The following is a 21,611-nucleotide window of genomic DNA, read 5'->3' as shown; positions in this document are numbered from 1 at the left end:
AGTCGGCACCCACTCATCCTTGCGAACCTTTTTCCCCTCGAACAAGAGATTCCCATGGCCAACCCAGACCTCGTCTTCACCCCCGACCCGGACGCCGATTCCATCTCCTCCGACGTCGCCGCGTTCAACGGCATCCTGGTCTCGACCCAGATCCCGACCCGCGCCGACGGCAGCCTGGAGCTGGGGGACATCACCCTGCAAAGCGAATGCACCCTGCAGGCACTGAAAGTGGCCCTGGAGCGCGCCGGCAGTTCCATGGACCGGGTCATGCACCTGACCATCTACCTCACCGACATGGCCGACCGCGCGGCATTCAATGCGGTCTACCAGCGTTTCTTCGCCAAGCCCTGGCCGGTACGCGCCGCCGTTGGCGTGGCCGCTCTGGCGGTGGAAGGCATGCGTGTGGAAGTCACGGCGATGGCCGCCAAGGCCTGATCCGTCGACGCTATCCGGTGGCCGCGCACCCGGCGCGGCCGCCACCTGGCAGGACACGGGTGCCGGGCAAGCGTTTCGCCGCTACAATGCGCGCCTTGACCCTGATAAGCCTGATTAAAAAAACATGTCCTTGCCCAAACATCACCTGGAACTGCTCAGCCCCGCCCGCGACGTCGCCATCGCCCGCGAAGCCATCCTGCATGGCGCCGACGCGGTGTACATCGGTGGCCCGAGCTTCGGCGCCCGTCACAACGCCAGCAACGAGGTGGGCGAGATCGCCCAGTTGGTGGAATTCGCCCGCCGCTATCACGCGCGGGTGTTCACCACCCTCAACACCATCCTCCACGACAACGAACTGGAGCCGGCGCGCAAGCTGATCCACCAGTTGTACGACGCCGGTGTCGATGCGTTGATCGTCCAGGACCTGGGAGTGATGGAGCTGGATATTCCGCCCATCGAGCTGCACGCCAGCACCCAGACCGATATCCGCACCCTGGAGCGGGCCAGGTTCCTCGATCAGGCCGGTTTCTCGCAGTTGGTACTGGCCCGTGAACTGAACCTGAAGGAAATCAGCGCCATCGCCGCCGAAACCGACGCGGCCATCGAGTTCTTCATTCACGGCGCCTTGTGCGTGGCCTTTTCAGGCCAGTGCAATATCTCCCACGCCCAGACCGGTCGCAGCGCCAACCGCGGCGACTGCTCCCAGGCCTGCCGCCTGCCCTACACCCTCAAAGACGAGCACGGCGGCGTGATCGCCTACGAGAAGCACCTGCTGTCGATGAAGGACAACAACCAGAGCGCCAACATCCGCGCCCTGGTGGAAGCCGGCGTGCGCTCGTTCAAGATCGAGGGACGCTACAAGGACATGGCCTATGTGAAGAACATCACGGCCTACTACCGTCAGCGCCTGGATGACGTTCTCGAAGACCGTCCGGACCTGGCCCGCGCTTCCAGCGGCCGCACCGCGCACTTCTTCGTCCCCGATCCGGACAAGACCTTCCACCGGGGCAGCACCGATTACTTCGTCAGCGAGCGCAAGATCGACATCGGCGCCTTCGACTCGCCGACCTTCACCGGGCTGCCAGTGGGCACCGTGGAAAAAGTCGGCAAGCGCGACCTGCAAGTGGTGACCTTCGAGCCGCTGTCCAATGGCGACGGCCTCAACCTGCTGGTCAAGCGTGAAGTGGTGGGTTTCCGCGCCAACATCGCCGAAGCCCGCGGCGAATTCGAAGAAGACGGCGAGAAACGCTACCGCTATCGGGTCGAGCCCAACGAGATGCCCGAAGCCCTGCAGCGCCTGCGTCCCAACCATCCGCTGAGCCGCAACCTCGACCACAACTGGCAGCAGGCCCTGACCCGCACTTCCGCCGAGCGGCGCATTGGCCTGTCCTGGCTGGCCCGTCTGCGCGAAGAGCGTCTGGAACTGACCGCCACCAGCGAAGAAGGCATCAGCGCCAGCGTCGCCCTGGACGGTCCGTTCGGCGTGGCCAACAAACCGGAGCAGGCCCTGGGGCAACTGCAGGACCTGCTGGGGCAACTGGGCACCACCCATTACCACGCCACCGACATCAAACTGGATGCGCCCCAGGCATACTTCATCCCCAATTCCCAGCTCAAGGCCCTGCGCCGGGAAGTCATCGAGGCCCTGGACACGGCCCGCGTCGCCGCTCATCCACGGGGCGGGCGCAAGGCCGAAAGCAACCCGCCGCCGGTGTACCCGGAGTCACACCTGTCATTCCTGGCCAACGTCTACAACCAGAAGGCCCGTGACTTCTACCACCGTCACGGCGTGCAACTGATCGATGCCGCGTTCGAGGCCCACGAAGAGCACGGCGACGTACCGGTGATGATCACCAAGCACTGCCTGCGCTTCTCCTTCAACCTGTGCCCCAAGCAGGCCAAGGGCGTGACCGGCGTGCGCACCAAGGTGGCGCCGATGCAACTGGTACACGGTGACGAAGTGCTGACCCTGAAGTTCGACTGCAAGCCCTGCGAGATGCACGTGGTGGGCAAGATCAAGGGCCACATCCTCGACCTGCCGCTGCCGGGCAGCGCCGCCGATTCCGTCGTCGGCCATATCAGCCCCGCAGACCTGCTCAAGACCATCCCTCGCGCGCCACACTGAGTGACGCACCGGCGCAGCCCTAAGGGATTGCGCCGGTTGCTTCAGTCGACAGTGCCTCACCCAGTACCTGCTCCAGAACCGCGAAACAGTGCTTGATGTGAGCCTGCTTCAAGGCTTGAGGCCGGGTTACCAGGTAGATCTCCATCGCTGGAAACGCCATCGACGCAAACAGCTCCACCAGATCGCTCGCCAGAATCCGCGGCATGACCGCAATCCCCATCCCCCGCCGTACCGCCTCGACCTGCGTCGTGAACGAACTGACCCTGATCTGCCGTCCCTCAAGACCAGCGGCCTTGGCCGCGCGCATCTGCGGCAGGTTATCCAGGGGAGGAAGCAGGCCGATGGTGGTGGCCGACGCCGGGGTGATGTCCGGGAACCTGTGCAACAGCTCCGCACTGGCGAACACGCCGTACTCCAGCTTGCCCAATGGCCGATAGATCAGCGAAGGTTCACCCTGATGCGCGGTGCGCACCGCGATGTCCGCCACGCCGCGGGCGAGCTTGTGAAACTCGGCGCTCACCTGCAGCTCCACCGAGCACCCTGGATGAATCGAGGTCACCCGATGAGCCGCCTCAAGCACCCAAGGGGCAAAGCCCTCGCCTGCACTGATCAGGATGCTGCCGCGCAATTGGCCCTGCGACTCTGGGAGGCCCAGCGTGCTCTGGCGCCTCAACCCTTCCTCCGCCGCCAGGGCGACTTCCACCAGTGATTGCCCCCGAGGCGTCAGCCAGCAGCCCTCGACGCCTCTTTGCAGCAGCGGCTCGCCCAGGGCCGCTTCCAATTGGCTCAAGCGACGGGATACCGTCGAGGCCGCTACCCCCAGAAGCTGCCCGGCCTGCAGAAAACTGCCGCGCCGCCAGACCGCCAGCAACAGGCGCAGATCATCCCAATTCGCTTCCAAAGCCCTACTCCATGCTTGTCGCTTTGCAAATTCGCAAAGCCATTATGCAGGACTCGCTGTTTTTCCGTGGTGCTGGCCAAGGTATATCTAGCGCCCTCGAACCCCATGGAACGGACTGTATGAGCACTGCCCCCGAACACCGCACCCAAGCGGCCACCGATAGCGGCTATCGCCCTGAAATGCACTACACCTTTGTCACCGGAGCCACCGGTCTGCTGGGCAACAATCTGGTACGGGAGCTGCTGGCCCGAGGCTGCAAAGTCAAAGCCCTGGTACGTTCAAGAGCCAAGGGTGAACAACAGTTCGGTGCTCTGCGAGGGTTGGAACTGGTAGTGGGCGACATGGCCGATGTCGACTGGTTCGCCGCCGCGTTGCATGGCTGCGACACGCTGTTTCATACCGCGGCGTTCTTTCGCGACAACTACAAGGGCGGCAGTCACTGGGAACAACTGCAGCGGATCAACGTCCTGGGCACTCAGCGCTTGCTGGAGCGGGCCTACAGTGCCGGTATCCGCCGCTTCATCCACACCTCGTCGATTGCCGTGCTCAAGGGCGAGCCCGGTCATCTGATCGATGAGACTTGCTTGCGTGACCCCGCCGATGCGGACCCCTACTACCGCAGCAAGATTCTCGCCGACCAAGCAGTGCTGGCATTCCTCGAGACCCATCCGCAGATGCAGGCCTGCATGGTGCTGCCCGGTTGGATGTGGGGCCCCGGCGACATCGGGCCAACGTCCTCCGGACAATTGCTCAACGACGTGGTGCTGGGCCGCCTGCCCGGCCTGGTTCCAGGCAGTTTCTCGGTGGTCGACGCCCGCGATGTGGCGCTGGCGCAGATTGCTGCCGCGCGCCAGGGACGCAGGGGCGAACGCTACCTGGCGGCGGGCCGCCACATGACCATGGCAGAGCTGGTGCCGCTGCTGGGACGTATCGCCGGCGTCAGGACTCCCGTGCGGACGTTGCCAGTACCGTTGCTGTATACCTTGGCGGCGGCGCAGGAACTCTATGCGCGCTTGACCGGCAAGCCGGTGTTGCTGAGCCTGGCCACCGTGCGCCTGATGCGCCAGGAAGCCGGGCGCAGTCGCTTCGACCCGAGCAAGAGCGAACAGGAGCTGGACCTGAGCTTCCGCACCCTGGAACGCACCATCAGCGATACCCTGGCCTGGTATCAGGACCACGGCTGGCTGGCCAGGCGGGCACCGGCCGCCCACTCATCGAACCGCACCGAGCAGGACGCAACCAGACCTTGAACAGCACCATCATCCTCATGCGTCACGGTCCACCCGAAGGCATAACCACCGAGCGGATTTCAGCACTCGACATGCAGGGCTGGATACAGGACTACGATCGTTCGGCAATCACCGCGCACCCTGCTCCGCCATCCAGTCTGCAACTGGCCGCCAGCGCAGCGGTGATTGTCTCCAGCAGCGCTCCTCGAGCGCTGGCCTCCGTCCGGGCCCTGGGGCTGGAACCGACCCTGGTGGACCCGCTGTTCTGCGAGGCGCAACTGCCTTATGGTCCTTGGCGACAACCACGCCTGTCGCCTATTGCCTGGGCGTCCATTCTTCGAGTCCTGTGGCTGTGCGGTTACTCCAGGCACGTCGAAACCGCCACTACGGCTCGGAGTCGGGCGGCAGCCGCCGCGCTGCAACTTCAATCCCTGACCCAGGACGGCTCAGTGCTGTTGCTCGGCCATGGCTGGATGAATCGCCTGATTGGCAAACAGCTGGCTGGCGCTGGTTGGCGTCGACAAGAACGCACCGGCAGCCGCTATTGGAGTGCGACGGTTTATCGGCGTGATGGTGTCTGAGGGGGGCGGCCCTTGGTCCTGCCTCCTTCAGGCTCCCGGATTGGTCACCTGGATATACACCGCCCAGCTCCCCAACAGCAGCCAGAACACCGCGAACAACCAGGGTGAACGCATGGAAAACAGCAACGACTTGCGATAGCCCTTGTGGCTGGATTCGCTCTCGCAGAACAGTGGCGACTCGTCGTAGGCCAGGCCCATCAGCGGCTCGCTGTGCAGCAGGTGGCTCTGCTTGAAGTGCCAGTGATCAATGATCTCGTACGCGGCCCTGATCCCCGGCCAGGCATTGAGGGAACTGAGGATTCCCAGCAACGCCAGAAACGGCGGCACCGACAGGGTAAAGAGTTTGCCCCACTCCGGATTGAGGTTGGCCATGCAGGACGCGAAGGCGATCACCAGAAAGGCCTGAGCCGTCAGGTACGCGTCGGTGCGGTTGGCCAGGATGGTGGTTTCGTACTGGATTTCCCGGCGGTAGAAGTCCAGGCGCTCCTTGGGTGAGCCGAACATCTTGGCGTTGTGCTCGCTGAGTTCGGCTTCATCCACCTGGGACATGAGGATTCTGGGCACGGCGCGGTCTTCCTGGCTTATGCAATGAACGCTGCGTCTCAACTTTTGCCAACATGCGACGCCGAGGCGTCACGGCTCAGCTCCTTGGGGCCGATGCACAGCCAGAGCAGCAGCCCCAGCAAGGGTACAAAGATGATCACGACGATCCACAGCCCCTTGTTTTCGGCCCGCGCACCGCTTCTGAGCAAACGCTTGATGGCCCAGAGTTCAGCCAGCAGCACCATCACTGCCAGAGTGATCCAGATGTATTCGATATGCATGGAGTTCCTCCCGGTCTGAACTGCCTTAGGTCGGCGGCGGGAGCGAGGGTTCATTAAGTTTGCACGGTCGCAGCCCCCGGGCAGGGAAACGACGGACAAGAACCTGCGCGCAGTGACATCCTGATTGAATTTAACGCTGCATGTTGCGGTCTATAACGCGCCTCTCAAGCCGCAAACAGGTATAGTTGCCGGCTTGCCTGGCGCGTCGCGGGCAGCTCGAGCTGCAGGGCTTTATCAGGACTTAATGGTTGCCGTGTGTTGGTAAGACTTCTATTGATTGCACTACTGCTGGCGGTGACGGCCTGCAGCTCCAATTCCTCCAGCCCTGGCGGCACCGCGCCCCTCAAGGCCGGTGAATATCGGGTCAAGCGTGGTGACACGCTGTATTCGATCGCCAGCCGCAACGGCACCAACTGGAAGGAAGTGGCGCGGCTCAACGGCCTCAAGGCGCCCTATACCGTGGAAGTCGGCCAGGTGCTGCGGGTCGGCGGCGCGGCCAAGAGCACCCGGGTGGTCAGCAGCAAGTCGCGTAGCACCGCCAGCAAGAGCAAGGGCAAGGCCGCCCCGCCTGCCCCGCCGATGCCCAAGGTCACCTTGCAAGGCTGGAGCTGGCCATTGCGCGGGGTGCTGATCGGTCGTTTCTCCCCCACCGGCAAGCTCAACCAGGGCATCCGCATCGCCACTACCCAAGGCCAGCCGATCCACGCCACCCTGGGCGGCAAGGTAGCGTTCGCCGGCTACATGCGCGGCTACGGCAACCTGATGATCCTCCAGCACGGTCCCTCCTACACCAGCACCTACGCCTACAACAGCCGCCTGCTGGTCAAGGAAGGCCAGATGGTGATCAAGGGCCAGAAGATTGCCGAGGCCGGGTCCCAGGACACCGACCGCGCCCAGTTGTATTTCGAGATCCGCGCCAATGGCGTACCGGTGGACCCGTTGCGGTTGCTGCCGCCGGGTTGAGTCGAGGCGCTCGCCGGCGATGACGTTCGAGCGGCCCTATTGCCCGCACCGCTTCGCCGCACTGGACGCAGGAAAATGAACTCAGGGGTTTCGAGCATGGTAGTGACCGGGCCAGGCGCTATCATTTGCATCAGGGTTTGAAAGGCCTGTTTACCCCCTCGCCCCTCACTACCCTATCCCGAGCGTTGTCCGGCAAAGCACCTCGGTTATCGAGCGTCCGATAACCTGCCCGCCCATTTTCCCTTCGCTTCGTCGAGCTCCTTTTACAGTCATGCACATACCGGATAAGTCATGTCCACGCATCCGCACGCCTGCAATAAAGCGCCGTCACCGGTGTTTCTACTCTTTCTGACGCTGTCACTGATGGTGTCCTTGATGAACAGCAGCGCGCCAACGCCGCTGTACCCCTTCTATAAACAACAGCTGCAGTTGAGTGCCGTGGAGCTGACATTGATCTTCGGCGTCTACGGCGTGGGCGTCCTGCTGTCGCTGCTGACCCTAGCCGGGTTCGCCGGGCGCCTGCAGGATCTGCGCAGACTCTTGGTGCCCTCCGCCGCCCTCGTGGTATTTGGCGCCTGGCTGTTTTCCCAGGGCAGTTCCTTGTGGCAACTGGGTACGGGGCGTCTGATCGCTGGTGTAGGTTCGGGGGCGATGACCGCCGGTATCAACATGGCGCTGGTGCGCTTCGGTCCAGCCGACAACGGCAAGCTCGCGGCGCTGCTGGCCACCCTGGCGATGGTCGTGGGGCTGGCCTTGGGACCGCTGCTCAGCGGGGCCGCCTTGCAACTGGACTGCTATCCCAGGGCGCTGCCGTTCTGGCTGATCATGTTCCTGGGCCTGGTGGCTATCCTGGGGGTGCTGGGATGCTGGCCGTCATCGCCAACCGTGCCGACGGCCGTTGCCGACACGCCGTCGATCAAGGCACCCGGCTTGCTCCAGAGCCTGAAAGGCATTGGTGTGCCCTATCACCTGTGCGCCTGGTCAGTGTTTTTCAGCTGGTCGTTTGCCGCCTGTGTGTTCGTGATCGGTCCCGGCGCTGCGGAGCAGTTATTGGGGTTGCATGATCACGCAGCGTTCGGCTACGGCCTATCGGCCTATCTGCTGATCGCCGGGGCCAGCCAGCTGTTCTGCCAGCGCCTCGAGGCCCGGCGCGCCCTGCTGAGTGGCCTGCTGTGCCAGAACCTCGCCTTCGTCATGTTGCTGATGGCCTTCTACCAGGGCTCTTTGCTCCTGGCAGTGCTGGCCCTGATCGTCGGCGGCTATGCCTACGGCGCCATCTTTGTCGGCAGTGCCCGGCTGATCAACTAGCTGGCCGTGGGCCGTGGACACGGCAAGCTCATCGCCTACTTCTACATGACGATCTACTTGTTCAATGCCGTGCCGATTCCCCTCGGGTTTGTGTTGGACTCATCAGGCATGGCTCAGGCCGTCCACAGTGCACTCATGCTGTTCCTGATGGTCGGCAGCGCGCTGTTGCTGATGGCGCACAAGGTCCGCCTTGCCCCCGCTCGGTCTTAGTGCCAACGCAGGGGGCAGACCGCCGTCTCTCACCGCTAGCTGCCGCTCTTGACCTTGCTCCAGACCCGGGTGCGGACCCGCTCCAGTTTCAATGGCAGCGGCTCCAGCGGGAACAGGGTTTCGAGCACTGCCTGGCTCGGGTAGACGCTGGGGTTGTCGCGAATCTTCTGTTCGATCAGCGCCTTGGCGGCCAGGTTGCCATTGGGGTACTTCAGGTAGTTGGTGGTCTGGGCGATCACTGGCGGGCGCAGCATGTAGTCGATGAACTGCAGCCCCTGTTGCGGATTGGGGGCATCGTTGAGCAGCACCAGGCTCTCCACCCAGATCGGTGCGCCTTCCCGAGGGATGCGGTATTCGATATGGCGGCCATTGCCGGCGGCTTCCGAGGCGGTCCTGGCGTCCAGTACGCCGCCAGCCCAGCCCAGCACCACGCAGATGTTGCCGTTGGCCAGGTCCGTGATGAACTTCGAGGAATCGAAGTAGCGCACATAGGGGCGCAATTTCAGCAACAGGGCCTCGGCCTTGCGATAGTCCTCGGGGTTCTGGCTGTTGTAGGGCAAGCCCAGGTAGTGCAAGGCGATGGGAATGACCTCGCCAGGGGCATCGAGCATGGCCACGCCGCACTGGCTGAGCTTGGCCAGGTTATCTTCCTTGAAGATCAGGTCCCAGGAGTCCACCGGGGCGTCGGCCCCGAGGATGGCCTTGACCTTGTCGGCGTCATAGCCGATGCCGGTGGTGCCCCACAGATAGGGCACGGCGTAGCGATTGCCCGGGTCGTTGCCCTGGACCTTGGCCAGGATCTGCGGGTCCAGGTGGGACCAGTTGGGCAACTGGCTGCGATCCAGTTCCTTGAGCACCCCGGCCTTGATCAGGTTCGGCAGCAGGTCGCCGGTGGCGACCACCACGTCGTAGCCGCTGCGCCCGGCCATGAGTTTGCTCTGCATGACATCGCTGTTGTCGAACACGTCGTAGGTCGCAACGATCGAGGTTTGCGCCTGGAAGTCCTTGGTGGTGTCCGGGGCGATGAAGTCGTACCAGTTGTAGATGTGCACCTGGGGTTCGGCATTGGCGGCGCAGGCCAGGCTGAAGCTGAACATTGAGGCCAGGGCCCATCGGGCGCAGCGCATGGTTTTCATCGGGATACTCCACAGCGCCAGTTTCCGGCCCTTGAGGACCGGCACCGCGCCTGCTGATATTGGGATTGTTGTGGCAGGAATCAGTGCGGTGAAGGTCAATCAGGGAATCAACAGCTCGCGTCGACCGTCCGGGTGGTCGATCCGTTCACCGTGCAACAGCAACCGGCGGTCGCTGAGGTAGTGATAGTCGCGGCGGGCGGCCTGGAGCTGCTGCGGATCGAGGCTGACCAGTTGCCGGCACTCATCGCGCCCGGCCTCGAACAGCACCCGGCCAAAGGGATCGATGGCAGCGCTGCCGCCGGCGAACACCAGCCCGTCGTCGCCCTCGCCCACCCGGTTGACCATGACCGCGAACAACTGGTTTTCCTGGGCCCGGGCCATGATCGCGGTGCGGTGCACCGGGCCGTAAGGGTCCATGTTGCCGTTGGTGACGATGATCAGCTCGGCCCCCAGCTGTGCCAGGGCCCGGGCGCTTTCCGGCAATTCGATGTCATAGCAGATCAGGATGCCGACCCGCAGGCCTTTCCACAGCACCGTGGCATAACGGTCGCCGGGACAGAATTCGCCCCGTTCCGAGGGCCACAGATGGGTCTTGCGGTACTGCAGGGCGATGCCTTCGGGGGTCACCAGCAACGAGGTGTTGTAGTAGCGGCCTTCAGCGCTTTCCGCCAGGCCGATGACGGCCGCGACATTACGCTGGCGCACCACCTGCAGCACCGCCTGCACGCTCGGCCCTTCAAGAGGCTCGGCGTAGAGCGGCAATTGTTCGGCGCCGATGAACCCGGTCAGGCACGTCTCGGGAAACACCAGCAGATCGGTGTCCTCGGCACAGGTTGTAATGGCTTCGAGCACCCGCCCCAGGTTATAAACGCTGTCGCCGTCACGGCCAGCCAGTTGCACCAGTTCGATCTTCATCGTTGATCCTTGCACGCGTTGGAGGTGCCCCGATCGCCGCTGCAGGCGCCGGGGACGCACAGAGTATGGAGCGCCGCCACGCGGCACAGAATCACTTCGATGGGGTACCCCGCTATGGGTAGCGAAACACACCTGACCTTGCAGGACGTGGCCTGGCACGATGCCGTGGGCCGCTTGATCGACACCCTGGACCGGGACCATTTCTGGAGCGCACTGGTGCGCCTGTTGCAGCACTATGTGCCCGTGGACAATTGGGTGGTGCTGGTCTTCAGCCCCGGCCGCCCCCAGGTACTGGCCGAGTCCCCGGCGGCGGACGGCGAGCCGGACGCGCTGTTCCAGGACTACCTCAAGGGCCTGTACCTGCTGGACCCCTTCTATATCCACAATCGGGAAACGCCCCGCAGCGGCCTGTTTCGCCTGGAAGATGTGGCGCCGGAATGCTTCGAGCAGACCGACTACTACCAGCGCTATTTCCGCCTGAACGTGGTGGCCGACGAGGTCCACATCAATGTCCAGCTCGATGGCGCGCGCACCCTGAGCCTGTCCCTGGGCTGCCAGTGCCGCTTCAGCCCCGAGCAGACCGCCCTGCTGGGCCTGGTCCAACCTTGGGTCGCGGCGCTGATGCGCCAGCGGCTGGTGTTCGAGCGTGAGTCGGCGGATGCGCCACAAACCGCACCCAGTTGGCAAAGCCGCCTGGAACAGGCCACCTTGCAATCGGGCACCGCGCTTTCGGCACGGGAAATGGATGTGGTCCAACTGCTGCTCAGCGGCTGCTCGAACAAGGAGATCGCGCGCAAGCTGGCGATTTCTGCGGAGACCGTGAAGGTCCATCGCAAGCACCTGTACAGCAAGCTGGGGATCAAGTCCCAGTCCGAGTTGTTTGCCCTGTTTCTGCAGGCGCAGGAAGGTGGCGAGCAAGGCTAGAAGGGGCAAAAAAAAGCGAGCGGACCACTCAAGGTGCGCTCGCCAGGTCACATCGCGGAGCAGGCGGGCAGTGGATCAACCCACCGCCGGGTGCCGTCCGATCGGTTTCAGGGCCGCCAGCCCACTTGCTCCAAGGCCGCCAGCAGGCGCTGGGGCTTCAAGGCCAGGACCTGGCTGCCGCAGCCGCTCAGGTCATCGGCGGCCAGCAGCGCATTGAGGATCGCCTCCTCCACCGCGTCCGCAGCCGCCAGGAACAGCGCCGAAATGTAGTCGTTGTTGACCATCTGCAAGGCGGTGGTCGGCGCGCCCGGGTGCCCGTGATTGGCCACCGGCAGATTGCAATTGCCCACCGAGAACGCCAGGAAGATATCGCCACTGGAATCTTCAGTACCGCCACCGACCCGCGCCAGACCGACACTGGCCCGCTGTGCCAGCCGGGTGCACTGGTGCGGCAACAAGGGGGCATCGGTGGCAAGGGTGATGACGATCGAGCCCATGCCCGGCTCGCCGACATTACTCGCGCCCTTGAACGGCGAGGCCACGTCAGCCAGCACCCGACCCACCGGATAACCTGCCACGCGCAGCTCCTCGCGCACGCCATAGTTGGCCTGAACCAGCGCGCCGACGGTCCAGCCGCCCTGCTCCTGGCTCAAGACCCGCGACGACGTACCGATGCCGCCCTTGAATTCGTGACAGATCATCCCGGTGCCGCCCCCGACATTGCCCTCGGCCACAGGCCCGGAACGCGCTTCGCCCAAGGCCGCCGTTACATGCTCGGCCGTGACATGCTGCCCCCAGATATCGCTCAGCACGCCGTCGTAGGTTTCCAGCACCACCGGCATGCACCAGTAGGTGTGTTGCTTGGCCATCTCCCGCTCGGCCGCCACCAGCGCATCGCGCACCACGCCGACACTGTGGGTGTTGGTGTAGGCGATCGGCGAAGCCAGCAGGCCCGCTTCGCGAATCCACTCAAGGCCCGTGGCGTCACCGTTGCCATTGAGCACATGAACCCCGGCAAAGCAGGGTTCCAGGTGCGCCGATCCGGCCCGAGGCTCGATCACCGTCACCCCGGTATGAATGGAAGCCTCGGCAGTTTCCAGGCTGAGGGTGTGATGGCCGACCCGCACGCCGGGCACATCGGTAATCGCGTTGTAGACGCCTGGGGTACCCGAACCCAAGGTGATGCCAAGGTCGCGTAAACGCATTGTTTTACTCTCCACATTCGATCGATTAAGGGCTCGAAGTGTAGGAACCTGCAACGCCATTGACGATAACCCTCATTTATTACCCCTAGCAGGTTAATGCCCGACAGGGGCAACTAAAGCGAGCTGACCTCGCCGAAAAAGTTGATACCACCTGCGAAACAAAGTTAATAAAAATATACCCGGCGATATTCTTGAACTGCACAATTTGGTGGTCTGCCTTGATCTTCGAAAGCCCCAGCCTGCTCAACTCGCAGCAAACCACTCAACCATCACGAACATCCTCTTTAGGTATTAGGAAATATATTCAATCGAGCACCATTCGCCCTGAAAAGATCATCTTCAGGCGTTCCGAAAACAGCTTAGAGCTAGCGCGGTGCAAACCAGGGCGCCGGCACTTCAGCCTGGATCGTGATGGTCTTGATCTGGGTGTAGGCATTCAGCGTCTCGCGACAGAACTCACGGCCAATACCGCTGTTCTTGTAGCCGCCAAAGGCGGTGCCGTCACTGATGTTGGAGTAGCGGTTGATCCAGACCGAGCCGGCTTGCAGGCGGTTGGCGGTGTGCATGGCGTGCTTCAGGTTGCTGGTGTAGATCCCCGCAGCCAGGCCGTACTCGGTGTCGTTGGCCTGGGCGATCATCTCCTCGTAATCGCTCCACTGGATCAGCGACAGCACCGGGCCAAAAATTTCTTCCTGGCAGATGCGCATGTGATTGCGGGCAAGCAACACCGTGGGCTGGATGAAGTAGCCAGCCTCACAACCGGCTACCTCGACCCGAGAACCACCCACCAGTAGCGTGGCCCCCTCTGCGATACCTGCATCGATGTATGCCAGGACCTTGCGGCCCTGACTGGCGGAGACCAGGCAACTGACGCGGGAGTCTTCCTCCAGGGGCGCACCGACCCTGACCCGCTGGAACGACTCGATCAGTTTGTCCTTGAAGCTCTCGAAAATATCCGCATGGACAAACAGCCGGGTGCCGGCCAGGCACGACTGGCCATTGTTGTGAATGGCGGCGAAGGTGGCATTGTCCACCACGGCGTCGAGATCTTCGACATCGGCAAACACAATATTCGCGCTCTTGCCCCCCAGCTCCAGGGTGGCCGGCACCAGGCGCTCGGCAGCCACCCCGGCAACGATTCTTCCCACCTCGGTGCTACCGGTGAACGACAGTTTGCGCACCAGCGGATGGACACTCAGGGCGGCGCCCACCACTTCGCCGAGGCCAGGAACAATGTTGACCACCCCAGCGGGGAAAATCCGCGCAATATGCTTGCCCAGTTCCAGGGTCGACAGGGACGCGTTCTCATCGGGCTTGAGGACCACGGTGTTGCCTGCCGCCAGGGCCGGCGCCAGCTTGAACGCGGCCATGATGGCCGGCGCGTTCCACGGAATGATCTGCCCGCACACGCCCAGAGGCTCGCGTTTGCCCAGGGCATAGCCACCGACGATCTCCCGGCCATAGTCCTCATGGGCCATGATCACCGCAGCAAAGTAGCGATAGTGACGCACGGCGGTTTGATAGTCCTTGCGCACTTCACTGATGCAGCGCCCGACATCCTGGGCATCGATCCGCGCCAGACGCTCGCTGTCGGCCTCCACCGCGTCGGCCAGGGCATTGATCAACCGGCCCCGCTCCTGCTGCCCTAGGGCCTTCCAGCCGGCAAAGGCTGCCTGGGCGGCGTCAACCGCACGATCTACATCGGCCGCGTTGCAGTAATGGATGTGCGCCAGGCATTGGCCCGTGGCCGGATCGAGGGCGGGAACGGGAGCATTGTCGTTGTTTTCAAATACGCCGTTAATCAACGGGCCGTATACAGGATCAAATAAGATAGTCATATCATGCCTCTACAAGTTAAAGATTTAAGGTCATATTGCCGATGCCCATCGAGATAAGGTTTATATATCCAGCACAACAATCTCGATGTTAGAGTTCCCTCCTGCTTCTCAATATTTAAAAAGGCTTATCCATGGACCCACTGTCGGGTGTTCTTTCCTTATTGCGAGTTCGCAACTATCACTCTGCAACTTTGAAGTTGGCGGGCGATTGGGCGTTCAGCTTTCCCGAGAATGCCGGGATCAAGTTCACCACCGTGGTTCAGGGCGGCGGCTGGTTATGGGTTGAGGGCGAACAACAGCCACAACGCTTGCAACAAGGCGATTGTTTCCTGATGACCCGGGGCGCGCCCTTTGCCCTCTACAGCGACATGACCCAGGTTCCACTCGATTCCGAGCAGTACTTCCAGCGCATCGCCGAGGATGAGATCCGCCTCGACTATGGCGGCCAGGAAACCCAGCTGGTGGGCGGTCGCTTCGAGTTCACCGGGGTGCCGGCCCAGGTCTTGCTCAGCACCCTGCCCTCCCTGGTCCACCTGACTGGCGTTTGCGCCCAGGCCTCAGTCCTGCGCTGGGCCCTGGAGCGCTTTACCTCGGAGCTGCACCAGCACCGGCCGGGGCGCTCGCTGATGACCGAACACCTGGCCCACATCATGCTGGTCGAAGTGCTGCGGGCGCACCTGAGCACCCTCGACAGTGAAGGCACAGGGTGGTTCGCCGGCCTGGCCGACCGTCATTTGAGTGCCGCGATCAGCGCCCTGCATGGCGAGCCGGCACGGCGCTGGAGCGTGGAAGAGCTGGCGCGCCTGGCCAACATGTCGCGCTCGGCCTTCGCCCAGCGCTTCAAAACCATTGTCGGGGTCGCCCCCATGGAGTACCTGACGCGCTGGCGGATGCTGTTGGCCAGCGACCGCTTGCGCAATAGCGAGGACAGCATCTCCAGCATCGCCTTCGCCCTGGGCTACGAGTCGGAAAGCGCTTTCAGTACCGCGTTCAAGCGGATCATGAGTGAAGCGCCGCGGCACTATCAGCGCGCCCAGCAAACCCTCTAGCGCAAACCGCCGCCGATGATCAGGGTCTCGCCGGTGATCCAGCCGGCAGCGTCCGAGGCCAGGAAGGCCACCGCCGGCGCGATGTCCCGGGGAGCGCCAATGCGTCCCAGTGGGGTGATGGACTCGATCTGGCTGCGGAACTCGTCGGCGAAGAAACCACTGGCGTGCACCCCCTCGGTCTCCACCAGCCCCGGGTTCACCGAGTTGACCCGGATCTTCCTGGCCCCCAGTTCATTGGCCAGGGTGCGGGTAATGGCGTCCACCGCCCCTTTGGACGCGGTGTAGACCGTGGAGTTGGCCGGGGTAAACGAAGTGACGCTGGAACTGATGTTGACGATGCTGCCCCCGGCCGGGTTGAAGTATTCAAGGGCGGCCTGGGAGCAGAGAATCAGGCCCAGTACGTTCAAGTTGAAGTGCCGGTGGAAGGCTTCTTCGGTGACCTCGGCCAGGGCCCCGGTGGAATAGACCCCGGCATTGTTCACCAGGATATCGAGGTGGCCGTACTGATGACCGATGGTCTTGAACAGCGTCTTGACCTCAAGGCCATTGGACACATCGGCCTGGACCGCAAAGGCCCTGCCGCCCTCCTCGACGATCTGCGTCACCAGCCGGTCGGCGTCGGCCTGGCTGCGGGTGTAGTTGACGATAACAGTGGCTCCCTCTGCGGCCAGTTGCCGGGCAATCTCGGCGCCGATGCCCTTGGAGGAGCCGGTCACCAGGGCGATTTTCTTTTCCAGTTTTTTCATGCTTGAACCTTGCGCTGTGCTCGTCAGTGATCCGTTCGCCCTGTGGGGCCGGGCGATGGATTGAGCTTAAGCCTGAGGTCCGGGCGTGTTAATCACTGAAAAGCCGGGAAACATGCTCCAGCGTCCAAGGCAGTGGAAGGCTCGCTCGCAGCGTTGCGCCAGGAACACCGTGACGTGATGGGATAACAGCAGGTAAACAAAGCTGATCAAAAGCTGCGGATCACAAGCCTTGCAGTGGGTGCCGAATGTCGCCTTCCCGGCCATTCCACCACTCGGGCAGCGGCAGCAGCTCCACTGCCACGCCGGCACGCACCAGGCGCTGGTGCAGCTCTTCCAGGTAGACCAGCGTCTGTATTCTTGGCTCAACCCGCATCAGCGCTTCCCAGGCCAACTCAATGTATCCGGCGTGAATCGGCGCCGAGTACTGGAGTATCGGCGGGAAGTGCGCGTCCTGCTCCAGCCCGAAGTTGCCCAGGTAGCTCATTGCGTTTTCGGCCACTACCGCCTGCTGCCCAGGGTCTCTAGGACGCCGCATGAGTCGCTCCAGTTGCTGTACTGCGTCCGGTGTTTGATACAACGGGGAAGTCATGGCGTTCAGGACCCAGAGGTACTTCGACTCCCCCGTGAGATAGGCGTTGGCGATGCCGTTGGGGGTGAAGAAAAGCTCCAGGGCGCGACTGATGAGCTCCGGTATCACTGACTGGCTTATGTCCTGCAGATAAGCCATTCGCAGTTCCGGGTCCTGCCGGCTGTGAGTCAGGTAGTTCTGCAACTCCTGGGCCTGACGATAAATCACCGTAGGGTCGTTGCAACGCCGGGCAATGTCGCGGGCCAGCGCCCGTTCACGTCGGCGCTGGTCGCGATCAAGCGCGGTGTCATCCTGGGTCGAGAAATCAAAGAAGGTGCGGATCGCCATCACACAGGTCTCAGGTTCACGACCGACAACGGCCAGCTCACCTCCCAGCTCGCCGCCATACAAGAGCGCCATCAGTTCCAGCAGCTCAACACGCTTTCCAGAGGCGCGTTCAAAGCCGTCGCGCGAGTAACTCGAGACCGCCTCCCTGGACAATTGGGTATAGAGAATATTGACCGCCTTGAGCATGCTCGCAGCCACGGCCGATTCAGCTTCGCCACTTCTTTCCACTGCCCCTTCGATGAATTCATGAATAATCCGCGCAGCCCTGTGCTCACGCCAGGTGTTGAAGAACTGCTTGAGACCAGGAAAGGTAAAGGCCGGTACAAGCACCGCCAGGCTCATCTCGTAGTTGATTTTTTCCAGCCACGAGTGGCTATCGATCCGGGCTTTCGTCACCTCCTCAAACAGCCCCAGCGCCCAGGTGCCTTGAGGGCTGTTGGCGGCATGAGGCGTCATGGCCAGCGCGGCCTGCCGGTGCCGGTTGCACGCCTCTTCTTTGGGCGAAGCCAACATCGGTGGCCTGAACGCACTGATGATCTCCTGGAAATTCTGCATGAAATACTCCGCCATGCCCGGCTCGCTCTCGCGCAACAGGGTCTGCAGGATAATCCCGCGCCAATCCAGCTCGTCCTTTTCGTGTCGATCGTGCGCCGCGCCGAAGACCGACAGGCTGCGGCAGATGCGCTTGGCATAGCGCGGATTACCGGGAAACCACTGGGCGCACTGCTCAATGGCCAGGGGCGGCAGGAACCCACAGCTGTCCTGCAGATTCTTCGCCACCATTCTCTGCACCTGCTTGGGCGTCGGCGCCGGCAAGGTGAAGGGCACGTCGATGATCTTGTCGAGAAAATGCTGGGCAGATTCGCCAAAGGCTGCGGAGTAGCTGTGCAGCGCCCGGCTGACCACCTCCTTGTCGAAGGCCAGGACAAACACGAAGTCCGGCCAGTCGAGCAACTCTCGCAAGGCCAGTAGCGTCTGCGGGAGGGCCTTCGGATCGGCCCGGTCGAGGTCGTCGATAAAGACGATCACCCGCCTCTTTCCCAGTTGTTGATGCAGCGCGTTAAGGTCTTCTGCATCCAGCTGCAACATGCCACTGAGTTTGTCAAAGGCCACGCCCGAGACATGGGCTGCGGCACTGATCACCGGGGCGCACTCGACGGAGTCGGGAAGCGTCACCTGCGCAGCGCAATTCGACACTTTGTTCAGGGTGTCCGTGACCTTTTTGCTCAAGCGCTTCAGCCAGGGCCGCAAGGGTTCAGCCAGTCCCTCGTGCTCCAACACTGCAGTCAATTGCAGATAGAACTGAGCAATGAACCCCTCCTCCCCTGTGGCCTGCCACGCAGGAAAACGTACAACGATGTCATCTGCCTCCTCGGCAATCTGCTGCAGAAAATTCAGCACACTGGTCTTGCCGCTGCCCCACTGACCATAGAGCCCAATTCGGGTCGACCAGCCCAAGGGCGTCGCGGTAATCATGCGATAGATCAGCTTGGCCACAGGCCAACGCTCCAGGAGGTCGTCGGCGCGTTGGGTGAGCGCCGCATCGTGCCCGCCCGGGGCGGTAAAGGCCTGTGTTACCGACATCTGCTTACGTCCTTGTGCTGGTTTGCGTTTCCCTGCGGCCTATGCCCGCAGGCCTTACTGCTGCTGCGGCTTGATCAGGTCGATGGAAATCATCTTGTGCATGCCACTGAGGGGCACCAGACGCTTGATATCCATCTGGTAGAAACCGGCCACCGGGCTGATGGACGCCGGCATGGCCGGGGTGCAGCCGGTCAGGCTGTAGAGGTTCATGTAGTCGGCATTGGGATCGCCCACGGTGCCCTGACGCATGGACAGGCTGCAACGCAGGCTGCCCTTGAGCCCCGGGCCGCCGTCACCCTGGACTTCCAGGCGCAGTGGGCAGACCCCCATGCGTCGCCCACCCATCCAGGGGTCCTGGGCCTGCGGACATTCCTGGTCGCCGACGGTGGCCATGACCTGGCCCACCAACTGGCGCAGGTCCTTGTTCTGGTCGGGCCAGACTTCGCCTTTGTCGACGATGCGGTCCTTGATGAACAGTGTGTAGAGCACCGGGAAACCGACCTTGTTGCTGAGCATGAACGCGCCCTGGGAATAGGCCAGCTTGTCACCAGCCTGGCAACCGGCGCGATCGGTGACGGCGAACTCGGTGGTGTTGAGGTTCTTCATGTCGGTGCCGCCGTTGAATCTGATCAGGCACTGGGCTTGCCGGCCGTCGCGGCAGCCGTTGTCCATCAGGCGCAGACCCTTGCCGACCACGGCGCTGTCGTCGATGACAAAACCGTTGAAGTTGGTCATGTCGCTGGGCAGCACACGGTTGACCCGCAAGTCGACGAGAAAATCGCCGTTGGGCGCCAGCGAGGGCTCCAGGTTCATCGAGAAGCGTGCGTTGCACTGCTGCTTCAGGGTCACCTTGAAGTTCTGCACGTCCGGCAGGCCACCGATCATGCCGCCGGCTCCGAACGGCAGGCCGAGGACGCTGCCCAGGGTGGTCAGAATGCCCGAGACCAGGCTCTTGGTCTTGGCATAGGCGTCCAGCTCGTCGTTGGTCATGTTGCTGACTTGCGCTTGGCTGAAGTTTTTCGACTGGTTCCAGTTGAAGCTGGTGGTGGAGCGGATGGTCCCGCTGAGTCGGGCTTCGTCGCAGGCCCCACGCTCCTGACAGAACTTGAGGTTGAAGCCCCAGTCCTTGCTGAAGATATCGAGGAAGTTGAACATCGGCTTGCTCAAGGCCATCACCAGCATCCCCTGCTGGCGCGCGCCGATCACCACCGGCCCCGACTCCAGGCCCTTGACGGTGGCGTACTTGGGCACATCGACCGGGTACTTGCGCTCGAAGTCCGAGGAATTGACGTTGAAAGGCGGCTCGAAGGTGATGGGATAGTCGCCTTCGTTCTCGATCACCAGGGTGATGAAATCAGGCTCCGCTGCCTGGGTCTCAACGCTTAGAGCAGCCAATGGCAGGCTTAGCAGGCAGCTTGTCAGTAAGGTTGTCTTGCAACGGGTCCAGAGTCCGGTTCTGCGCATCGCCAATCCTTGAGCATGGGTGAGGGGCGTTCACTTTAAATCCTTTATGGCGTATTGCCACCCCTCTCTTCCTCGCTCCAGATCAGCGTAAGGCGCCACTGGCGAATGTTTAAACCGTTTAACCGTGCTCCCCGGGTCGCATCGGTCTACATTCAATCATCAGGTTTGCCCTCCTTCTCTGGCCTGAGCCGGCTCAACTGAAGCGAGCCCCCCCTGCAACAAGCGTAAAGGAATGGTGCCGATCAGCTCGGGCGACGCTTCAGGGTCTCGCTGGGCAACTCCCTGAACAGCGCCCGATAGCTGCTGGAAAACCGTCCCAAGTGCCAGAACGACCAGTGCATCGCCACCTCGGCCACGGTGGTTTCGCCGGGACCGCGGCTGAGCAGTTCGCGGTGCGCGCTGTTGAGCCGGCGCAGGCGCAGCCATTGGCTCGGGGCCATGCCGGTAAAGGCCTTGAACGCACTCTGCAACTGGCGCAGGGAAACCCCGGCCACCTGGGACAGCTCCAGCAGGTTGAGGGTTTCTTCGGGGACGTCGGCGGCCCATTGTGCCACCCGCTGCATGATGCCCCGCTCCTCGTTGCGCCGTTGCAGGCTGCCCGGGTCCAGGCGCGCGCAGGCGTTGTCGAGGATGTACAGGCAGTCGTCCAGCAGTTGCTGGGTCAAGGCTTCGCGGCTGGGTGGGTCGAGGGTCTGGGACAGGCGGGTCAAGGTGGCGCTCAGCCAACGGCAGAACAGGGCATTCTGCTGGTTGGTCAGCGGCGCCATGAACAGCCCGTCCAGGCGCTCCATCCCCAGGCCCTGGCGCTGGACGAACTCGGGGCCGAACACCACCGCCACTTCCTGGTAGTTCTCCGGGGTGATCCAGATATTGCGGCTCTCGCCATTGAGCAGGTACAGGGCGTTGTCGCTGCGATCGAAACAGAACGCCAGGGCGCCTTGAGGGGCGCTGAAGTTCTGCTCGACCCGGGTGTTCATGCACTCCTCGTAGATCTCTACGCCCTGCAGGTCGAGGTAACGCACCAGGCCGTTGAAATGCCCGGGGGACATCTGCTGGTAGTGCTGGACCCAACCCGGGGTGGCACGGATCTGCTCGGCGACATCGAAGGTGTTGAAGGCTTGAACCTGAAGCGGATTGGACGCTGTCATCGGGGGACCTTGCGCACTCTTTTGGTGCGCTTTGGTGCTGCTTAAAGTGGATAGATGGAACAACAAGGCTCGCCCAAGATAGTCGCCAATGCGCCGCAGGGGAAGCCTTG

Annotated in this window: 19 protein-coding genes; 8 read left to right on the top strand and 11 right to left on the bottom strand. The window is 62.7% G+C overall.

Going from position 1 to position 21,611, the window contains the following annotated elements; all coding sequences use genetic code 11:
* Positions 1-54: 54 nt before the first annotated feature.
* On the top strand, positions 55-435 hold the full coding sequence (locus tag P7C00_RS15975) for a RidA family protein (protein ID WP_232642144.1): 381 nt from the start codon (positions 55-57) through the stop codon (positions 433-435).
* 124 nt (positions 436-559) lie between these two features.
* Positions 560-2,560: a U32 family peptidase gene (locus P7C00_RS15970; protein WP_404939885.1), complete on the top strand. Its 2,001-nt coding sequence runs from the start codon at positions 560-562 to the stop codon at positions 2,558-2,560.
* A 19-nt stretch (positions 2,561-2,579) separates the two neighbouring features.
* Here P7C00_RS15970 and P7C00_RS15965 read toward each other — a convergent pair whose 3' ends face one another.
* Positions 2,580-3,461 (bottom strand): LysR family transcriptional regulator, encoded by an 882-nt coding sequence (locus P7C00_RS15965; RefSeq protein WP_346632954.1) that lies wholly within the window; start codon positions 3,459-3,461, stop codon positions 2,580-2,582.
* Positions 3,462-3,640: 179 nt separating this feature from the next.
* Here P7C00_RS15965 and P7C00_RS15960 point away from each other — a divergent pair, with 179 nt between their 5' ends.
* Together P7C00_RS15960 and P7C00_RS15955 are read left to right on the top strand one after the other, a co-directional pair.
* A complete protein-coding gene (locus tag P7C00_RS15960; protein WP_346633062.1) occupies positions 3,641-4,711 on the top strand; it encodes an SDR family oxidoreductase in 1,071 nt (356 codons plus the stop codon).
* A 17-nt stretch (positions 4,712-4,728) separates the two neighbouring features.
* A complete protein-coding gene (locus tag P7C00_RS15955) occupies positions 4,729-5,271 on the top strand; it encodes a histidine phosphatase family protein (RefSeq protein WP_404940001.1) in 543 nt (180 codons plus the stop codon).
* 27 nt (positions 5,272-5,298) lie between these two features.
* Here the strand turns inward: P7C00_RS15955 and P7C00_RS15950 are convergent, their stop codons facing one another.
* Both P7C00_RS15950 and P7C00_RS15945 read right to left on the bottom strand, forming a co-directional pair.
* Entirely contained in the window at positions 5,299-5,820 is a 522-nt protein-coding gene (locus P7C00_RS15950) for a hypothetical protein (protein ID WP_346633060.1), read from the bottom strand.
* 53 nt (positions 5,821-5,873) lie between these two features.
* Entirely contained in the window at positions 5,874-6,095 is a 222-nt protein-coding gene (locus P7C00_RS15945) for a PLDc N-terminal domain-containing protein (protein ID WP_346632953.1), read from the bottom strand.
* A 255-nt stretch (positions 6,096-6,350) separates the two neighbouring features.
* On the opposite strand from P7C00_RS15945, the gene P7C00_RS15940 reads away from it, so the two are divergent.
* Both P7C00_RS15940 and P7C00_RS15935 read left to right on the top strand, forming a co-directional pair.
* On the top strand, positions 6,351-7,058 hold the full coding sequence (locus P7C00_RS15940; protein ID WP_346632952.1) for a peptidoglycan DD-metalloendopeptidase family protein: 708 nt from the start codon (positions 6,351-6,353) through the stop codon (positions 7,056-7,058).
* A 291-nt stretch (positions 7,059-7,349) separates the two neighbouring features.
* Positions 7,350-8,366, top strand: coding sequence for an MFS transporter (locus tag P7C00_RS15935; protein WP_404939883.1), 1,017 nt, complete (start codon positions 7,350-7,352; stop codon positions 8,364-8,366).
* Between the two features lie 245 nt (positions 8,367-8,611).
* On the opposite strand, the gene P7C00_RS15930 is transcribed toward P7C00_RS15935, so the two are convergent.
* The gene (locus P7C00_RS15930; protein WP_404939881.1) at positions 8,612-9,712 is read right to left on the bottom strand and encodes a polyamine ABC transporter substrate-binding protein; all 1,101 of its coding nucleotides are present in this window, start codon (positions 9,710-9,712) and stop codon (positions 8,612-8,614) included.
* 99 nt (positions 9,713-9,811) lie between these two features.
* Positions 9,812-10,627, bottom strand: a complete 816-nt coding sequence (locus P7C00_RS15925) for a carbon-nitrogen hydrolase family protein (RefSeq protein WP_346632949.1) — start codon at positions 10,625-10,627, stop codon at positions 9,812-9,814.
* A gap of 114 nt (positions 10,628-10,741) precedes the next feature.
* Here P7C00_RS15925 and P7C00_RS15920 point away from each other — a divergent pair, with 114 nt between their 5' ends.
* Positions 10,742-11,551, top strand: a complete 810-nt coding sequence (locus P7C00_RS15920) for a response regulator transcription factor (RefSeq protein WP_404939879.1) — start codon at positions 10,742-10,744, stop codon at positions 11,549-11,551.
* Between the two features lie 107 nt (positions 11,552-11,658).
* Here P7C00_RS15920 and P7C00_RS15915 read toward each other — a convergent pair whose 3' ends face one another.
* Together P7C00_RS15915 and P7C00_RS15910 are read right to left on the bottom strand one after the other, a co-directional pair.
* Entirely contained in the window at positions 11,659-12,756 is a 1,098-nt protein-coding gene (locus P7C00_RS15915; RefSeq protein ID WP_404939877.1) for a P1 family peptidase, read from the bottom strand.
* A 365-nt stretch (positions 12,757-13,121) separates the two neighbouring features.
* Complete coding sequence (locus P7C00_RS15910) at positions 13,122-14,594, bottom strand: aldehyde dehydrogenase family protein (protein ID WP_404939875.1); 1,473 nt, start codon at positions 14,592-14,594, stop codon at positions 13,122-13,124.
* A 131-nt stretch (positions 14,595-14,725) separates the two neighbouring features.
* Between P7C00_RS15910 and P7C00_RS15905 the strand changes: the two genes are divergently transcribed.
* Positions 14,726-15,643 (top strand): AraC family transcriptional regulator, encoded by a 918-nt coding sequence (locus tag P7C00_RS15905; protein WP_404939873.1) that lies wholly within the window; start codon positions 14,726-14,728, stop codon positions 15,641-15,643.
* Here the strand turns inward: P7C00_RS15905 and P7C00_RS15900 are convergent.
* The 4 genes from P7C00_RS15900 to P7C00_RS15885 all read right to left on the bottom strand — a co-directional run bounded on the left by P7C00_RS15900 (position 15,640) and on the right by P7C00_RS15885 (position 21,501).
* Positions 15,640-16,389: an SDR family NAD(P)-dependent oxidoreductase gene (locus tag P7C00_RS15900; RefSeq protein ID WP_404939871.1), complete on the bottom strand. Its 750-nt coding sequence runs from the start codon at positions 16,387-16,389 to the stop codon at positions 15,640-15,642. The two genes, P7C00_RS15905 and P7C00_RS15900, sit on opposite strands and share 4 nt — an antisense overlap.
* A 220-nt stretch (positions 16,390-16,609) precedes the next feature.
* Positions 16,610-18,889 carry a P-loop NTPase fold protein gene (locus P7C00_RS15895; protein WP_404939869.1) on the bottom strand — a complete coding sequence of 760 codons (2,280 nt, stop codon included), beginning with the start codon at positions 18,887-18,889 and terminating at the stop codon, positions 16,610-16,612.
* A 54-nt stretch (positions 18,890-18,943) separates the two neighbouring features.
* The gene (locus P7C00_RS15890; RefSeq protein WP_346632942.1) at positions 18,944-20,284 is read right to left on the bottom strand and encodes a hypothetical protein; all 1,341 of its coding nucleotides are present in this window, start codon (positions 20,282-20,284) and stop codon (positions 18,944-18,946) included.
* A gap of 311 nt (positions 20,285-20,595) precedes the next feature.
* Positions 20,596-21,501 (bottom strand): helix-turn-helix domain-containing protein, encoded by a 906-nt coding sequence (locus P7C00_RS15885; protein ID WP_404939867.1) that lies wholly within the window; start codon positions 21,499-21,501, stop codon positions 20,596-20,598.
* Positions 21,502-21,611 lie beyond the last annotated feature (110 nt).

Origin of the sequence: Pseudomonas sp. JDS08PS003 (assembly GCF_045013505.1) — a bacterium.
GTDB classification, from domain to species: Bacteria; Pseudomonadota; Gammaproteobacteria; order Pseudomonadales; family Pseudomonadaceae; genus Aquipseudomonas; species Aquipseudomonas protegens_B.
The sequence above is the reverse complement of the archived record's forward strand: the minus strand, read 5'-3'. Positions and strand labels throughout refer to the sequence as shown.

Excerpts from the sequence above, each read along its gene's own strand:
- P7C00_RS15910 (WP_404939875.1), bottom strand. The coding sequence starts at position 14,594 with ATGACTATCTTATTTGATCCTGTATACGGCCCGTTGATTAACGGCGTA.
- P7C00_RS15895 (WP_404939869.1), bottom strand. The coding sequence starts at position 18,889 with ATGTCGGTAACACAGGCCTTTACCGCCCCGGGCGGGCACGATGCGGCG.
- P7C00_RS15975 (WP_232642144.1), top strand. The coding sequence starts at position 55 with ATGGCCAACCCAGACCTCGTCTTCACCCCCGACCCGGACGCCGATTCC.
- P7C00_RS15955 (WP_404940001.1), top strand. The coding sequence starts at position 4,729 with ATGCGTCACGGTCCACCCGAAGGCATAACCACCGAGCGGATTTCAGCA.
- P7C00_RS15935 (WP_404939883.1), top strand. The coding sequence starts at position 7,350 with ATGTCCACGCATCCGCACGCCTGCAATAAAGCGCCGTCACCGGTGTTT.
- P7C00_RS15930 (WP_404939881.1), bottom strand. The coding sequence starts at position 9,712 with ATGAAAACCATGCGCTGCGCCCGATGGGCCCTGGCCTCAATGTTCAGC.
- P7C00_RS15945 (WP_346632953.1), bottom strand. The coding sequence starts at position 6,095 with ATGCATATCGAATACATCTGGATCACTCTGGCAGTGATGGTGCTGCTG.
- P7C00_RS15900 (WP_404939871.1), bottom strand. The coding sequence starts at position 16,389 with ATGAAAAAACTGGAAAAGAAAATCGCCCTGGTGACCGGCTCCTCCAAG.
- P7C00_RS15920 (WP_404939879.1), top strand. The coding sequence starts at position 10,742 with ATGGGTAGCGAAACACACCTGACCTTGCAGGACGTGGCCTGGCACGAT.
- P7C00_RS15905 (WP_404939873.1), top strand. The coding sequence starts at position 14,726 with ATGGACCCACTGTCGGGTGTTCTTTCCTTATTGCGAGTTCGCAACTAT.
- P7C00_RS15885 (WP_404939867.1), bottom strand. The coding sequence starts at position 21,501 with ATGACAGCGTCCAATCCGCTTCAGGTTCAAGCCTTCAACACCTTCGAT.
- P7C00_RS15970 (WP_404939885.1), top strand. The coding sequence starts at position 560 with ATGTCCTTGCCCAAACATCACCTGGAACTGCTCAGCCCCGCCCGCGAC.
- P7C00_RS15960 (WP_346633062.1), top strand. The coding sequence starts at position 3,641 with ATGCACTACACCTTTGTCACCGGAGCCACCGGTCTGCTGGGCAACAAT.
- P7C00_RS15950 (WP_346633060.1), bottom strand. The coding sequence starts at position 5,820 with ATGTCCCAGGTGGATGAAGCCGAACTCAGCGAGCACAACGCCAAGATG.
- P7C00_RS15915 (WP_404939877.1), bottom strand. The coding sequence starts at position 12,756 with ATGCGTTTACGCGACCTTGGCATCACCTTGGGTTCGGGTACCCCAGGC.
- P7C00_RS15925 (WP_346632949.1), bottom strand. The coding sequence starts at position 10,627 with ATGAAGATCGAACTGGTGCAACTGGCTGGCCGTGACGGCGACAGCGTT.